This is a genomic window from Cellulomonas dongxiuzhuiae, from assembly GCF_018623035.1.
GTDB classification, from domain to species: domain Bacteria; phylum Actinomycetota; class Actinomycetes; order Actinomycetales; family Cellulomonadaceae; genus Cellulomonas; species Cellulomonas dongxiuzhuiae.
The window spans coordinates 852,330-867,429 of sequence record NZ_CP076023.1 but is presented as its reverse complement, the minus strand read 5'-3'; the positions used below and the strand labels follow the sequence as shown (position 1 = coordinate 867,429).

Here is a 15,100-nt window from a genome sequence, read left to right as displayed (position 1 = left end):
GGGTCCAGGGCGGACGCCCTCGGACCCGCGAGGCCTCGTCGTGCCGACCGGTCGTCACGACCGGGGCGGGCTCGGCTTCTTCTCCAGCGCGGCGACGGCGTCGAGGAGCGCGGCGGTCGCCGCGTTCACCTTCGCCTGCGGCCCGCCCGAGGACAGGACCGCCACGACGCGGGCGAGGGCCGCCTTCACCTTGGCGATGCTGACGCCGCTGTAGTCCCGGCCCCGAAGGTCCAGCGCCTTGGCCTGCGCGAGCGCCTCCTCGAGCTTCGAGGTGTCGACGATCGGCTTGCGCAGGCCGAGCCACCGCTCGGGGTCCGCCACCGCGACCGCGCCCAGCTTCTCCGAGAAGTCGCTGTTGAAGATCAGCGGGTTGTGCGTGGACCGCCAGCTGAGCTGGTCCGTCAGGCCCCAGAACGTCACGCGGTTGATGTCCGTCGAGTACTTCTTGTAGACCGCGAAGTACTCCGCGAACCGCTGGGCCTGGATCCTCTCCAGCTCGGCCCGGTTGGTGATCTTGCCCTCCCAGTACGTGAAGCCCTCCCGGGAGATCCGGTCGCTGACGGATGGGTCGTTCAGGTCGCGGTACGCGGTGCGGTCGTCGCCCTCGGGCTGACCGTTCCACGCCTCCCAGACCTGCAGGTCGAGCTCGCTGATGCTCACCGAGAAGCCCGCCTCGACGATCAGCTGGATCGACCGCTCGACCGACGCCTCGTTGCTGCACGCCCCCGGCTGCCACTCCTCCGCCGAGTCCTTCACCAGCTGGCGCAGCCGCGTGCGGTCCGAGCAGGCGAACGCCGGCGTCTGGTTGATGTAGTTGTGCGACTGCATCCCGATCGCCTCGACGAGCTGCCGGGGGTCCTCCGGGTGCTCGGCCAGGTACCGCTCGTTGAGGTCCGTGGCCATCGCGATGATCGCCTGCGCCTTGCCCTCGGACTGGAAGACGTTGAAGTCGTTGTACTCCAGCCGCGTCTCGGGCCCGTACGTGCGCGCGAAGACGAACGCGTCGTACAGGAAGTCCGCCGGGCTCTCGCCTGCGGCGGCGTCGGCACCGTTGGCGTACGCGCTGTACCAGTTGGAGAAGCCGCCGTTGGGGCCGCCGCGCAGGAAGTCGCGCCAGTCCTGCGTCGCGGGGTCGAATTCCGCGAGCCCGTCGACGAACGCCTCGTTGACGACGTCCCACGAGACGGTGCGGCCCTGGAAGTGCGTCAGCACCTCCTGGATGTACCGCTCCATGTTGGCCTTGGCCTGCGCACGCGTGCCGCCCGTGGTGCCGCTGTTGATGCGCGGCGGCGACTGCCCGTGCCACACCAGCACGTGCCCGTGCACCTTCATGCCGCGCGCCAGCGTCTGGTCGACGAACGCGTCGGCCTGCTCGAAGCTGAACGTGAACTCACCGGTCTCGGGGTCGATGTTGTCGTTCGGCAGCAGCTGGTCCGGCTTCATGTTGTTCTCGGCCGTCATGACGCTGTAGTGCCGGTCGATCGTCGCCGAGTTGGGCGACCCCGCCTCGTACGTGCCCGGGTGCGAGTAGATGTTGCCCACGTCGAAGTAGTCCTTGTAGACGTTCTTCAGCGACGCGATCTGCTTGCGGAACTCGGTCGTCAGCTCGACGTCCTGCGCCGGCATCGTGAACGAGCCGACGCGCGCGCCGATCCAGCCGAGCTCGGGCGACGTCCAGCCGCCCCACACCTGGTCCTTCGCCGGTGCCGCCGTCAGCTCGACCGTCTCGCCGGCCTCGTAGCTGCCGGCTCCGGTCACCGTGCCCTTGCCCGTCACGCTGATCTCGACGTCGAACGTCTCGGCCGCCGCGGCCTGCGCCGGGACGCCGAGGCCCACGGCCGCGAGCGCGACCGCCAGACCTGCTCCGGTCACGCGTGCCGCCCACCGCCGCGCGGCCTGCGCCCCTCGTGTCCCGTCGGTTCGTTGTGTGGTGCGCCGACTGATCATCATCGATCCCCCTTCGAGCCCTGCACCGGAGCCGGCGCGGCAGGAGGCGAGCCGCCCGCCGCCCGGCATGTCCACCACCCGCCCGAGGGGTCCACCTGTCGCGAACGATCGATCAGCAGCCGCCGGGGGGAAGGTCCTGCGGTCCTCCGGCGGGTGGCGACGTCATCGTCGACGGGGAACGTTCACTAGGCCGAGTGGGTGACACCGTAAGGAGGGTGACGGGAGACGTCAAGGAACCGCGCACTCACCGCGTGCCGCAGCCCGAGGGGCGAGACTCAGGCACCCGGTGCGGTGTGCCGATGCCCGTGCGTGGACAGACTGCCCGGCCTGCTCGCCGGCGAGCCCGTGTACTGGATCGAGCACGTCACGACCCTGGGTGACGGGCGGCTGCGGACCAGGCTCGGGTTCTCGGACGTCGCCGCGCACCCCTACGAGCGCCTCGTCGCGGGGACCGTCGCGATGCTCCAGCAGGTCCCGGGCGTCGACGACGTGGTCCAGGAGCACCGCGAGGTGCTCGTCGTGACGAGCCGCGGCGTGACCGCCGAGCAGATCGGTGACCTCGTCGACCGCTACTGGTTCGACCGCCTGCCGAGCACGCCGGTCGACCCCGGGTTCGAGACCGACCCCGCCGACGTCCTCGCCTCGCCGTGGCCGAGCGCACCGCCCGGCCCGCGGGGTGAGCCGCCCGTGCCGACGCACGTCGACCTGCGCGAGGCGATGGCGTTCCCGCCGTCGCGCAGGCGCATGTGGACGTACCTCGTGTGCGGGGCCGTCGCCTTCGCCGGCGGCGCCGCGCTCGCCGCGACTCCCGGGGGCGCCGACGGGATGCTCCCGCTCGTCGTGGGGGCGGTCAACATCGCCGTCGGCACCCGCATCGCCGTGCGTCGACGGCGGGGTGCGTGGACGTGACATGACGACCGAGCCCTCCAGGTACGTGCCGAACGAGCTGCTCTCCCGCCTCGTCGGCTTCCGCCTGTACTCGGTCCAGTTCGTCATGGACCACGTCCAGCTGCGCTTCGACGGCCCGACGCAGGACATGCCGTGTCTCAGCTGCGACGTCATGCCCGCCGTCGAGACGCCGGCCGGCCTCGTCCGCGCGGGCGAGCCCGGGTACGCAGACGCCCTCGTCGCACTGGTCCCGGGTGACGTCGTCGCGACCACCGAGACGACCGGTGGCGACCTGCGGATCGGGCTCACGTCAGGGACCGTCGCCCTGCACCCGCGGTTCGACGACTACACCGGACCCGAGATCGCCTACCTGAGCGGCTTCGCGGACGGGCGGTGGATGTGCTGGCGTCCGGGCGAGGAGACGTTCGAGGACCTGGCGTAGCGCCAAGAGCTCGACCGTCTCCCCCGCCTCGTCACTGCCGGCACGCGTCACCGCATCGAGATCGCCACCTCCGCGGCGGTCGGCGGGCCATCGTGTCGCGTCAGGCGCGGCGCCCAGCACGGGCGGCGAACGCGTCCATCGCGGTCAGGATCTGCGGCGCCTGCCAGACCTTGTGCCGTAGCGCCGAGGTCGACGGTTGAAGGACACCGGCCTTCTCGAGGACCTCGATCGCGTTGCGAGCACCACGGTCGGAGATGGCGAGCGTCGCTGCGACGTAGCCCGCGTTCACGACGGGCTGGGCGAAGAGCGCGTCGACGAGGCGCCACGCTGCCGAGTCGGATCTGGCCCTGATCTGGTCCTGCCATGCAGCGCGAAGGGCCATGACGTCGTCGGCGAGGTGGCGGCCGTTGATGGTGGCGGCCAGTGCCGCATAGGCGACCTGTTCGACGATGGGGTCGGGGTCCCCTTCCCTGTAGCTGGTGAGCGCGCGGAAGTAGCGGTCGGGATCGCGCAAGAGGCCGGCGGACACGGGCACGGTCGTGTGCCGGGTCAGGCCCCGGCGGCGCAAAACCTGTTGCAGCAGCACACGCCCGGTGCGCCCGTTGCCGTCGACGAACGGGTGGATGGTCTCGAACTGGGCATGGACGAGCGCTGCGTGCGTGAGTGCGGGGATGTCGTCGCGCTCAGCGAACTTGACCATGTCATCGATCGCGGCCTGCACGCGTTCATGGTGCGGGGGGATGAAGTCGGCGCCGTGCGGGCTGATCGCGGAGGCGCCCACCCACACCTGTTCGGCGCGCCATCGGCCGGCGACGTCCGGGGCGGACACGGCGAGCAAGGCGTGGTGAACGGCAAGGATCGTGTCGGGGGTGATGTCGTCACCAATGGTGAGGGCTTCATTCATGGCGCGCACGTTCGCGGCCACGAGCTCGGCGTTCTGCTTGGATCCCACTCCGAGACTTGCCATGGCGAGGTTGCGGGCGTTGGTGGTGAGATGCTCGATCTGGGAGCTGGACGCCGACTCGGTGCGGAGCAGGACCGCGGGCATGGGGACAGGCATCGTTGCGACCTCGCTGTCGAACCGCGCGACATCGGAGGTCGCGTCGACGACGAGGACGTGCACGTTGCTGCTGATGCGCGGCGTACGGCGCGCGATCGGTGGCAGGACTGACGCCTTGTAGGGGCGCGAGATCCGCTGGCGTTCCCAGACACTGAGTCGCCCGTCATCGAGGTTCGATGTCCAGTCGCGGGGCTCGGTCGTGAGCGCAGGCCACGCTGCGTCGTCACCCGCGCTGGGTTCGACACCCGTCTGCCGGTCGCTCATCAGGCCTCAACAACCGCGGTCACTATTGAAGCATAGCCGCTGAGCCTTCAGTGAGCGACATCTGTAGTGAAGGCTGCGAGTCCCCCCCGAAACGCCTGGCGGTACGGCCACACGAGGCGCGCGGGCGGATGACGTTCGCGGCGCTGGCCGAGGAGTGGCAGGCCTCGCGCGGTCACCTGGCGGTGCGCAGCCAGGAGACCGCGCGGTTCCTGCCGGACAAGTACGTGATCCTGGAGATCGGGTCGTACCCGATCTCCAGGATCTCGGCGGCCGACGTCGAGCGGGTGATGTCTGCGCTGACGGCGCGTGGGCTGGTGACGGCGACGCGGCGGCGGGCGCTGTCGATGATCCGGCTGGTGTTCGACTACGCGATCCGTGACCGGCGGCTGAGCGTAAACGTCGCGCGGATGGTGTCGGCTGCCGCGTGGCGGTACCAAGCGCGAGCCGCGCTGGCTGCGGCCCGAGCAGCTCGGTCGGCTGGTCATGGCGGCGCCGCCGCTGCGCCAGCCGGTCGTGCTGTTTCTCGGGATGACAGGGTGCCGGTTCTCGGAGATGGCAGCGCTGCGGGTCGACGACGTCGTGCAGACCCCGCACGGCCTCGGCATGCGGGTGCACCGGGCAGCGACGCAGTCGAAGCGGTCCAGCGGGGCGATGTTCGGGCCGACGAAGACGCACCAGACCCGGACCGTGCCGGTGCCCTCGGTGCTGGACGAGTACGTGTGGACGCGGGTCGCGGGGACGGCGCCGGGCGGGTACCTGTTCCCGAGCCCGACCGGCGGCGTCTGGACCAACACGAATTTCCGCGCGCGGTCGGGGTGGATGGACGCGACGCGGCGTCCGGGTTTGGAGGGCACGACGATCCACGACCTGCGACACACCGCGGCGTCGCTGCTCATCGCCGCCGGGGCCGACGTAAAGGCGGTGCAGGTGATCCTGGGGCACTCGACCGCGGCGATGACGATGGACCTGTACGGGCACCTGTTCAGCGGGGCCACGAGGCAGGCGATAGAGCGACTGCCGGCGATACCGCTGGTGCAGGTGCCGCCGGCGATCGGCCGGCCTCGAGCCACGCGTCGACTTGATGCTGGCACTGAGACGTCCTGAGCCGAGACGCCTGGGCGAGCAACCTCGCTTCAGTGCCTCCGTCGGTGCAACGCGTCGGGTACTCGACTTCACGCCACCTTCTGGTACGCCTCGTCACCTGAGTGCTCGCCGGCCGCAACGCCGGTGTTTCCACGCCTGAGGAACGTCGATGTGACCGCGCGCCCTTCGCGCTGCGCAGACGAACAAGCGGTCAGTCCGCGCCCCCAGACTCGCCCGCGCCCAGTTCGCCGGTCCCACCTGAGCCCAGACTCTCGGTGTCGCCTTCAGCCGGCGGGCCAGCCGAGAAGAAACGCCAGAGCACGGAGACCGAGCCGGGTAGAGCACCAACGACCACAACAGCCAATAGAGAGGCTATCGACCATGCGGCAAATGTGGTCAGAAGGGAGTTTTCCGGGCGGAGGGATACGATCATCAGAGCCACACCGAGCGAACAACTGACCACGAACCAGATCACCTGCGAGAACCTGGCTTTTCGGAGCATCGCTATTGAACCAAGGGCCGCAATTGTCGCCCCTGCCCCGAGCTCGTAGTTGTAGAAAACACCCGAGCCGGTGCCAAAGCTGTACGAAATCTGACGGATGATCGAAGGCGGATCGAAACTGTGAGACCGCCCAACTGGCAGCAACCAGACGAACGCCACTGCTGCTCCTAGAAGCACTGCAGCCAACGCGAATCGTGCCACAGGGAACTGAACTCGCCCTGTCGCGTCGCCAGTCCCATTGGCAGGCCTGGACTCCGTTACCACGAGAAGTCCAAGCGCCAGAGCCCCAGCGACGAGCAGAATGGGGGCGGTTGGCCTGAACGTATCGGACAGCCAATTCAGCACCAATGTGCTAACCACCAAGGCCGCGATCTTCGTTCCAAGATGGGATCGCCAGCGGTGTTCGGTGTCCATCTCACCCCAATCCTCCGACCGCGTGGCAGATGCGGCGTGTCGGATCATATCGACGCACGGGGTCGTGCGGCGAGCACTTTGGGCCCCTCTGTAGCCGTCGCATCCGCCTTGGCGCCCCCAACGGCCACCTCGGAGGCCGCGATCCGCGCCCGCCGTGCTCGACGCGCAAGACGCGACTGAATCGGGCACACCGCCAGCTCGGCAGGAACCTACACGTCGTCGCGTGGGTTCCTCGAAGAGAACCACGACGCGACCGCGCAGCACTGACGAATGACCAATCCGACCACCGACTCAGGCACCTCCCACGTCAAAGGTCGACCGTGCTCTGGTCGTGCTTGGCCGCGTCTTCCGCAATCTGGCGCTCAATCTGAGCCTCTATGTGATCGTTGAGCGCTTCAAGATCGCGTTCAGCCTGAGCAATGTCGTCGGGCACATTCGCGGCGGGCTCGCCACGAAGGCAACGAGCAGTGGAATCGCGGCGTACGCGAGGAGAAGCCTCTCTGCCACAACTCATCCGGTTCAGGCAAAAGGCGGAGGACGGCCTCAAGATGGCCACGAAGCGGCTGCTGTAGATAGGTGCTCGCGCCCGAACCTCAGCAACCATCCACCTAACGGCCTTGTGCCGCTCAGGGTCCCTAGGCATCAAAGTGCCATCAAACTGAATCGTTCGAGTGAGGATGCGTCGCACTTCGTCGAGTGCGGCGATGACCTCGTCCGCCTTTACGTCTGCACGGACCCGGACTTCCTCATCCCGGCGTGCTTTTCTGTTCGGCCTCGAACTGCGCCACGCGATCTGCACGGTCGATTATCGCTTGCTCTCGCTGCGCTCGCCGTGATGCGCGGGCTTGTACCGACCCTGCGCCAGCAGCGATCAGGCCACCGGTGACAACGGCAATGAGGTCGCTCCAGTCAATCTCCACGACGGAAATATCCCCAGGTCAGCGGAGCCGTGGGGGTCCGCTCACCTCCGTCCGGGTCCTGAGACGAGCCGCTGACCACGCGCTGACCACCACCCGCGAGCGGACACCAAACGTGCCGCTGCCGCCGCGTCCCTCTCACCCCTGACCTGCACAAACACTCTGTGCGCCTGGGCAGATTCGAACTGCCGACACCCGCTTTAGGAGAGCGGTGCTCTATCCCCTGAGCTACAGGCGCGTGGGCCCGAGCCGAGCTGCGGTCGAAGGCTCGGACGTCACGTCGTCCAGGACTTTGACCACGGCACTTCCGGTCCCATGCGGCGTCCGTGGGACCGCGAGGACCCGCACCGACGCGGGTCCCAGGGTAGCGGGACGGGCACGGAGGTAGCGCCAGGAGCCCATCGCGGGTCTCATGTGAGGTAGCTCAACGCCTCACGGAGCGGCCCCTGGGCTCTTGGCAGGGTGCGGGCAATGCTCAGCAGCGCGGCCGATGAGCTGCCGCGTCGGCGGAGCCACGTCCGGAGCGCTTCGATCCCCGTCTCGTACCCGATCTCGCCACGCAGCCGGAACGCGTCGACGATGGACCGCTCTGCGCTGTACAGACCGACGGTCGCGGCCGTGCCCGCGACCGGGGTCGTGGTGCGGCCGAGCGTGAAGGTGGCGGCGTCGAACATGTGCCATCGGACGGTGCCGACGACGGCGGGGCGCCGAGTTCCGCGCGGGAGCGCCAGGTCGATGCGGCCGGGGATGGCGTCAACGAGCGCGTGGTGCGCGAGTGCGGACATCAGGCACAGGGTGGCGTCAGGCGCGCGGGTCGCGGCAGCGTAGAGGTCGGTATCGTGACCGGCGGTCTCTGGGCGCTGGTACAGCCCGCGGCCAAGTCGTTCGAGCCGTCCGTCGGCCGCGAGACGTTGGACCGCGCGTGCGTTGACCCCCGCTGCAGCCGCCTCCTCGAGGGTGAAGGCGTGGGGGGGAAGCGCCGCGGTGCGGCTCATCCCCACCTCCTGACGTGTCGTCAAGCGTCTACCTGTAACATTACCTGTAAACGTTATGCGACGCGAGGCCGGACCGCACGGCCGCCCGGAGTCCGGCTGCACGGTCGGGACCGGTGCACCCCGGTCCCGACCGCCCGTCCCCCTGCGACCCCCACGCCCCTCAGCGCGCGCTCTTCTCCGCCGCCTGCAGGATGACGTCCGTGACGACGCCCGGCTGCGAGACCGTCACGGCGTGGGACGCGTCGACCTCGACCAGGTGGGCGTCCGCACGGTCGGCCATGAAGCGCGACAGCTCGGCCGGCACGGCGAGGTCCTGCTGCGCGGCGACCACCCAGGACTCGATGGACTTCCAGGCGGCGCGCGTCGACGGCGCCTCGAACGCGGCCAGCGCGAGCGGGCGCTGGGTGACCGCCATCTGTCGCGCCACCTCGGCGTCGACGTCGCCCGCGAACAGCTCGTGGAACCGGGCCTGGTCGATGTACAGCTCGGGGGCCGTGCCGCCGTCCGGGGTCGGGTACAGGACCGGCAGCGCGGCGTCGCCGAGCCGTGCGCCCGGGAACTTGGTGACGAGGTCGACCAGGGTCTCCCCCGGCTCGGCGAGGAAGCTCGCGACGTAGACGAGCGCGGTGACGTCCGGGTGGCCGTCGGCCGCGTGGCTCATCACCACGCCGCCGTAGGAGTGGCCCGCGATGACGATGGGACCCGCGATGCTGTCGAGGATGCTGCGCAGGTACGCGGCGTCGCCCTCGATGCTCCGCAGCGGGTTCGCGACGGCGATGACGTGGTGGCCGGCCTCCACCAGCGCCTTGATGGAGCCGTTCCAGCTCGACGAGTCCGCGTAGGCGCCGTGGACGAGGACGATGGTCTGCTTCGACGTGTGACTCATGGTGCTTCTCCTTCGGTCGAGGAGGCGCCGGATGCGCCCCCAGCTGGTGGGTGGGCAAGAGCAGGGGTGTCAGGGCCGACCTCGACCTCGAGCTCGACCGCGACGGGCGAGCCGAGAGGCAGCCAGGCGACGCCGACGGCGGAGCGGACGTGCCGCCCGCGCTCACCGAAGACGTGGAGCAGCAGGTGGGACGCGCCGTCGACGACCGCGGGCTGCTGCGTGAACCCGTCGGCGGAGGCGACGTAGCCGACCACCCGGACGACCCGGACGACGTCGTCGAGCGGGACCTGGCCGTGCACGGCCGCGAGCGCGTTGACCGCCGCCACCCGGGCCAGGGTCGCGGCCTCGGGCACCGTGATGCCGTCCCCCACCCGGCCCGTCGCCGGCAGGCTGCCGTCGATCAACGGCAGGTGGCCCGACGTGACGACCCGCGTGCCGACCCGCAGCGCGGGGACGTCGGGGGTCACCGGGGCGGGCGTGTGCGGCAGGCGCAGGCCCAGCGCGGCCAACCGGGCGAGGGGACGAAGGTCGGCGCCGTCCGGGCCGAGCGGGCGGTCGGTCATGGGCTCTCCTCGGACGTCCCGAGGCCCAGGGCGACGTGGTCGCCGTGACGATCGCGGTCGTCGTCATCGTCATCGCCCCCTCCCGTGGATGTGCACCGATCGTCTGCCGCGGGAGGTCCGCCCCGAGTCCCGCACCTGCGTAGTCGTGCGACCGCCGCACTCGGTCGCACGACTACGCGACCTCACGGGCGTAGCCACCGGAAACACGGCCTGCGTACACTCCCGATCCGTGACGAGTGCCGCACCCCCCGCCCCGGACGCCGTGAAGTAGCGCGCCGTGAGGCTGTGCAGCCGCGAGGCCGAGCTCGCCCGGATGACGGACCTCCTCGAGGTCGTCTGCTCCGGTCGGAGCGGGGCCCTGCTGGTGCGCAGCGACGCCGGGATGGGCAAGACGGTGCTCCTCGCCGAGGTGACCGCGCACGCCCGCGCCGAGGGGGTCCGCACCCGCGAGCTGCGGGGGGTCGCCGGCGAGGCCGACTTCGGGTTCGCCGCGCTGCAGCGGCTGCTCATCCCGTTCATGGACGGCTACGGCGAGCTGCCGGGGCCGCAGCGCCAGGCGCTCGGTGCGGCGATCGGCCTCACGAACGCCGGGACGCCGGACCGGTTCCTCATCGGCCTGGCCACGCTCACGCTGCTGGCCGAGACGGAACCCGACCGGCCCAAGCTGATCGTCATCGACGACGCCCACTGGCTGGACCGCGAGTCCCTCGACACCCTCGTCTTCGTCGCCCGGCGCATCCAGGCGGAGTCGCTGGCGATCGTCTTCGCCGCACGTCCCGAGGGCGCCGCCGCGTCCTCGTTCGACGGGATCGCGTCCGTCGACCTCGGCCCGTTCTCGGTGGCGGCGACGACCGAGCTCCTCGCGGTCACCACCGGTGCGGTGGTCGACCCCGAGGTCGGGTGCCGCGTCGCGGCCGGCACGCAGGGGTGCCCGCTCGCCGTCGTGGAGCTCGCGCGGGACCTGTCACCCGGCCAGCTCGCCGGCGTGATCCCCCTGCCGGACCCGCTGCCGATCGGCGGGCGGCTCGAGGAGCTGTACCTCGAACGGGTCCGGGCGCTCCCCGCGCCCACGCAGCAGATGCTCCTCATCGCCGCCGCCGCGACCGGGGCGGCGCACCTGGCCACCGTGGTGGCCGCGGGGGCGCTCACCGGGCTCGGCGGGGACGCGTTGGACCGCGCTCAGGACGACGGGCTGGTCGACGTCACCGCCACCGTCACGTTCCGCCACCCCCTCGTGCGCTCGGCCGTGTACCGGGGCGCAGCGCCCGCGGGACGTCGGCGCGCCCACGCGCTCCTGGCGCAGGTCACCGACCCGGACGCCGAGCCCGACGCGTGGGTGTGGCACCGCGCCCGCGCGGTCACCGGCACCGACGCCGAGGTGGCCTCGGCCCTGGAGGCCAGGGGCCTGGAGGCCGAGCGACGGGGTCGCTACGCCGCCCGCGCCGCGTTGATGTCGCGCGCAGCCGAGCTCACGTCCGACCCGCGTGACCATGCGCGGCGCACGCAGGCAGCGGCCGACGCCTTCCTCGTCGCCGGCGCGCCCGGCGAGGCGGCGGCGCTCCTCGAGCAGGTGCGGGTCGAGGACGCGGAGCCGCTGGTCCGGGCGCACGCGCAGCGGCTGCACGCCGCACTCACGTACATCACCCGCCCCGCGGACGCGTTGGCGACCCTCGTGGAGACGGCGCAGTCCCTGGAGGCCCTGGATCCCGAGCTCTCGCGCATGACGTACGCGGAGGCGCTCTTCATGGCGACGACCGCCTCGCACCTCGCCCCGCCGGGGCTCGTCGAGCGTCTCGCCACCGCGGCGCTCGCGTCACTGGACCCCGGTGAGTCCTCGATCTTCGCCGACGTGATCCGCGCGCTGGCCGAGCGCCTGCTCGGCGGCTTCGCCCGCGCGGTCCCCGCCATGCGCACCGCCCTGGCGTCGCTGATGCAGCCGAACCTGCCGAGCGCGTTCACGCTGTGGATCGGCGTCGGCGGCATGCTGGCGGTCGAGCTGCTCGATCTCGAGACGTACCGCCGGTTCACGAGCCGGCTCGTCGCCGAGCAACGGGCCCGGGGCGCACCCGAGCCCCTGCGCTTCACCCTGACGGGCCAGGCCCAGTACGAGTTCTGGGACGGCCGGTTCGACGCGGCCGCCGCCCTGTTCGCCGAGGCGGGCGAGATCTCGCGCTCGATCGGGGACAGCAGCATCGTGTGGAGCCTGGTCCTCAACCACGAGTTCCGGGTCTGGCGCGACGACGAGGCGACCTCCCGCGCCAACTTCGAGACCGTCCACTCCCTCGCGCTCTCCGAGGTGCGCGCCGGCTACTGGGACGACAGCTCGCGGCACGCTCTGGCGATCCTCGAGAACAGCCTGGGCAACTACGCGGCGGCGCTCGCCGCCGTCCGGCCGGTGTTCGAGCGCGACCTGATCCCGGGTGGGCGGATCCTCGTCGAGATCGTCGAGGCGGCCCACCGCAGCGGCAGCGACGACCTCGCCGCAGCGGCCCTGGCACGGCTCGGCGCACGGTCGCAGGCCTGCGGCACGGCCTGGGCGGCCGGTCTGCACGCCCGCAGCCGAGGAGTCGTGGCGGGCGACGACGCCGAGCAGCACTTCCAGCACGCGCTGTCCGTGCTCGCGCCGCTGCCCGTGCGGACCGACGTCGCCCGGACCCACCTGCTCTACGGCGAGTGGTTGCGGCGGCAGGGCCGACGCAAGGACGCCCGGGTGCAGCTCGCCACGGCCCACGACGCCTTCACCGAGATGGGCGCGCGCCACTTCGCCGCCCGCGCGGCGCGCGAGCTGACCGCGACCGGCGCGACGGTCCGGCGGCGCACGTCGGGGGCGGTCAGCGAGCCGCTCACGCCTCAGGAGCAGGCGATCGCCCGCCTCGCCGCCGGCCCGGCCACCAACCGGGAGATCGCCGCCGGCCTGTTCCTGAGCGCAAGCACCGTCGACTACCACCTCCGCAAGGTCTACCGGAAGCTGGGCGTCGACTCACGCCGCAAGCTGGCAGCCGCCCTCGACGACCACTGACACGGGCGCACCCCCACCCGGCCTCCGGGGGCTGCACCCGACCGCAGTCGGGACGCGGTCACTCCGGCGGCTGCACCCGGTGAGTGGTCACGCACGTGACCACGTCCCGGGCGGCGACCGTCAGGCGGGTGCGTCCGGGGCGGTGCCGGACGGCTCGGCGCCGTCGGCGAGCTCGTGCAGCCAGTTGTCCAGGACGTGCAGCACGGGCAGCCGGTGGCCCTGCGCCTCCTCGTAGCGGCGCAGCATGGTGACGTCGTCGGCGTCCAGCGTGCGGATGCGCTGACCGAGGCGGCCCAGGGGCAGCTGGTGGTAGTCCGGCAGAGGGAGCTCCTCGCGGCCGACGTCGTCGCTCATGTCGTCCTTCCACGTCCTTGGGGGATGGGGACCCAGCATGGACGACGCGGCGCGGATTGCACCCCGGTAGCACGGGTGATCCTGCGCGCAGCGCCGTGTCCGCCCTTCGCAATGGGACGATCGCCGCATGCTGACACCCGAGGACGTCCTGAACGTGCAGTTCGCGCCGACCAAGTTCCGCGACGGCTACGACCAGGACGCCGTCGACGACTTCCTCGACCGGGTGGTCGCGACGCTGCGGGCGGCGCAGACCGGTGTCCCCGCCGCGGCCCCGGTGACCGCGGCGGACGTGGAGGCGGTGCGCTTCTCCTCCACGCGGTTCCGTGAGGGGTACGACCAGGAGCAGGTCGACGCGCTCCTCGATCGGGTCCGCGAGTCGCTGCGGCACGGGTCCGCCGTCTCCGACGCCCCGCCCGCCACACCGGCGACCTTCGACGCACCCCCGCCGCCGGCCCCGGCCACGACACCCGGGCTCATCGAGCCCCCGCGGGGCTGGCTCCAGCGCCTGCTGGGCCGCTGACCTCGGCGGTCACCCGCTCGCGCGTCGTCCAGCCACGCGGGCGTCACGCGCGCACCCGCGGCGGGCGGGTGCGGTGTCAGCTCGTCTGCACGGCGCCCGAGAACCCCTCCGACGGCTGCACCACGACGAACCCCGGCCCGTGGAACTTGTACTGGAACGCCTCGCCCGTCCCGCCCCGCAGCAGCGAGGTCATGTTCATGCTCGACACGACGTCGGGCACGAGGTTCGCGGACCAGCACACGGCGGCGTTGGGGTCGACGAACGTCGGCTGCTGCGAGCAGTCGAGGATGACGGGCTGGCCGTCGGACGTCAGCGCGACGGACCCGTGCCCCTGGATGAGGGTGTTGAACAGCCCTCCGGTCCCCATCCCGGCGCCCCGCGTGCGGTGCAGGTCCCACTGCAGGGTCGCGTCGAACGCGAGGAGCGAGGACCCGCCGACGCTGATCGCGTCACCCTCGAGCTGCATGAGGAAGACGTTCTCGGCCATGCGCGCGAAGAACACGTCGCCCTGGCCGGAGACCGTCATGAGCGCCTGGTCGTCCGACGAGACGGCGCGCTTGACGAATGTCGTCAGCGAGTCGGCGCCCTTGTGGTGGAACTGCACGCTGCCCTGGTAGGCGACCATCGCGCCCTTGGCGACGACGACCGGCTCCCCGAGCGTCACCTTCAGCATCTTGGGGTTCTGGAGGACGAACCGCTGACCGGTCTCCACCTCGAGGTTCTTCTGGTCGAAGATGTCGCTGCGCATGGGCACATCCTGCCGCGTCGCCCGGTGCCGCGTGGCGGCTTCCCGGGTGACGTGGCAGGTGACCGGCGCCGACGCGCCGGGCGGGTCTCAGGCTGCGAGCACGTGCGGCGGGAAGCCGTGGCGCTCGACGTGCGCACCCTCGGCGATCTTCGCCTCGGGCTCCACGACGATGCCCGGGTCGAGCCGCGCGCCCGCACCCACGTCGGCACGCGAGCCCAGGCGCGAGCCCCGGCCGATGACCGCGTCGCGGCCCACGTGCACGTGCGAGCCGAGCCGCACGCGGGTGTGCACGACGGCCCCCGGCTCGACCCAGCAGAACTTGCCCACGGACGCGCCGGCCTCGACGACGGCGCCGGGGTCGACCCATGCGGAGTCGGCCACGTACGCCGTCTCGTGGACCTGAGCACTCTTGGCGACGAGGCCGCCGCCGTTCGCGTGTCGCTGGTAACGGACGACCTTGCCGTCCTCGGTCTCGAGTTCTTCGTATCGTCTCTTCAT

The 15,100-nt window shown here is 71.2% G+C and carries 15 protein-coding genes, 1 tRNA gene and 1 pseudogene; 6 read left to right on the top strand and 11 right to left on the bottom strand.

What is annotated here, in order from left to right; all coding sequences use genetic code 11:
- Nucleotides 1-54 precede the first annotated feature (54 nt).
- Nucleotides 55-1,872, bottom strand: a complete 1,818-nt coding sequence (locus tag KKR89_RS03995; RefSeq protein ID WP_208197966.1) for an endo-1,4-beta-xylanase — start codon at nucleotides 1,870-1,872, stop codon at nucleotides 55-57.
- Nucleotides 1,873-2,256: 384 nt separating this feature from the next.
- Between KKR89_RS03995 and KKR89_RS03990 the strand changes: the two genes are divergently transcribed.
- A complete protein-coding gene (locus KKR89_RS03990; RefSeq protein ID WP_208197965.1) occupies nucleotides 2,257-2,856 on the top strand; it encodes a hypothetical protein in 600 nt (199 codons plus the stop codon).
- 1 nt (nucleotide 2,857) lies between these two features.
- Nucleotides 2,858-3,277 (top strand): hypothetical protein, encoded by a 420-nt coding sequence (locus KKR89_RS03985; RefSeq protein WP_208197964.1) that lies wholly within the window; start codon nucleotides 2,858-2,860, stop codon nucleotides 3,275-3,277.
- 100 nt (nucleotides 3,278-3,377) lie between these two features.
- Here the strand turns inward: KKR89_RS03985 and KKR89_RS03980 are convergent, their stop codons facing one another.
- The gene (locus tag KKR89_RS03980; RefSeq protein ID WP_208197963.1) at nucleotides 3,378-4,601 is read right to left on the bottom strand and encodes a Fic family protein; all 1,224 of its coding nucleotides are present in this window, start codon (nucleotides 4,599-4,601) and stop codon (nucleotides 3,378-3,380) included.
- Nucleotides 4,602-4,729: 128 nt separating this feature from the next.
- Here KKR89_RS03980 and KKR89_RS18605 point away from each other — a divergent pair.
- A pseudogene (locus KKR89_RS18605) lies at nucleotides 4,730-4,954 on the top strand (tyrosine-type recombinase/integrase); the annotation flags it as partial.
- Between the two features lie 130 nt (nucleotides 4,955-5,084).
- Complete coding sequence (locus tag KKR89_RS18165) at nucleotides 5,085-5,705, top strand: tyrosine-type recombinase/integrase (RefSeq protein ID WP_243883439.1); 621 nt, start codon at nucleotides 5,085-5,087, stop codon at nucleotides 5,703-5,705.
- A 190-nt stretch (nucleotides 5,706-5,895) separates the two neighbouring features.
- Here the strand turns inward: KKR89_RS18165 and KKR89_RS03970 are convergent, their stop codons facing one another.
- The 6 genes from KKR89_RS03970 to KKR89_RS03945 form a co-directional block, all read right to left on the bottom strand.
- On the bottom strand, nucleotides 5,896-6,345 hold the full coding sequence (locus KKR89_RS03970) for a hypothetical protein (RefSeq protein ID WP_208197962.1): 450 nt from the start codon (nucleotides 6,343-6,345) through the stop codon (nucleotides 5,896-5,898).
- Nucleotides 6,346-6,907: 562 nt separating this feature from the next.
- Complete coding sequence (locus KKR89_RS03965) at nucleotides 6,908-7,399, bottom strand: hypothetical protein (RefSeq protein ID WP_208197961.1); 492 nt, start codon at nucleotides 7,397-7,399, stop codon at nucleotides 6,908-6,910.
- Nucleotides 7,400-7,682: 283 nt separating this feature from the next.
- Nucleotides 7,683-7,755: transfer RNA gene (locus tag KKR89_RS03960), tRNA-Arg, on the bottom strand.
- Between the two features lie 172 nt (nucleotides 7,756-7,927).
- Nucleotides 7,928-8,512, bottom strand: coding sequence for a type IV toxin-antitoxin system AbiEi family antitoxin domain-containing protein (locus KKR89_RS03955; protein WP_208197960.1), 585 nt, complete (start codon nucleotides 8,510-8,512; stop codon nucleotides 7,928-7,930).
- A gap of 160 nt (nucleotides 8,513-8,672) precedes the next feature.
- Nucleotides 8,673-9,398 carry an alpha/beta fold hydrolase gene (locus KKR89_RS03950; protein ID WP_208197959.1) on the bottom strand — a complete coding sequence of 242 codons (726 nt, stop codon included), beginning with the start codon at nucleotides 9,396-9,398 and terminating at the stop codon, nucleotides 8,673-8,675.
- Nucleotides 9,395-9,961: a RidA family protein gene (locus tag KKR89_RS03945; RefSeq protein WP_208197958.1), complete on the bottom strand. Its 567-nt coding sequence runs from the start codon at nucleotides 9,959-9,961 to the stop codon at nucleotides 9,395-9,397. The genes KKR89_RS03950 and KKR89_RS03945 overlap by 4 nt, the downstream gene beginning before the upstream one ends.
- 277 nt (nucleotides 9,962-10,238) lie before the next feature.
- Between KKR89_RS03945 and KKR89_RS03940 the strand changes: the two genes are divergently transcribed.
- The gene (locus KKR89_RS03940) at nucleotides 10,239-12,980 is read left to right on the top strand and encodes an AAA family ATPase (protein WP_208197957.1); all 2,742 of its coding nucleotides are present in this window, start codon (nucleotides 10,239-10,241) and stop codon (nucleotides 12,978-12,980) included.
- Between the two features lie 120 nt (nucleotides 12,981-13,100).
- Here KKR89_RS03940 and KKR89_RS03935 read toward each other — a convergent pair whose 3' ends face one another.
- On the bottom strand, nucleotides 13,101-13,334 hold the full coding sequence (locus tag KKR89_RS03935; RefSeq protein ID WP_208197956.1) for a hypothetical protein: 234 nt from the start codon (nucleotides 13,332-13,334) through the stop codon (nucleotides 13,101-13,103).
- Between the two features lie 127 nt (nucleotides 13,335-13,461).
- Here KKR89_RS03935 and KKR89_RS18160 point away from each other — a divergent pair, with 127 nt between their 5' ends.
- Nucleotides 13,462-13,854, top strand: a complete 393-nt coding sequence (locus KKR89_RS18160) for a DivIVA domain-containing protein (protein ID WP_372438595.1) — start codon at nucleotides 13,462-13,464, stop codon at nucleotides 13,852-13,854.
- A 76-nt stretch (nucleotides 13,855-13,930) separates the two neighbouring features.
- On the opposite strand, the gene KKR89_RS03925 is transcribed toward KKR89_RS18160, so the two are convergent.
- On the bottom strand, nucleotides 13,931-14,602 hold the full coding sequence (locus KKR89_RS03925; RefSeq protein ID WP_208197955.1) for an AIM24 family protein: 672 nt from the start codon (nucleotides 14,600-14,602) through the stop codon (nucleotides 13,931-13,933).
- 87 nt (nucleotides 14,603-14,689) lie between these two features.
- Nucleotides 14,690-15,100, bottom strand: coding sequence for a transferase (locus KKR89_RS03920; protein ID WP_208197954.1), 411 nt, complete (start codon nucleotides 15,098-15,100; stop codon nucleotides 14,690-14,692).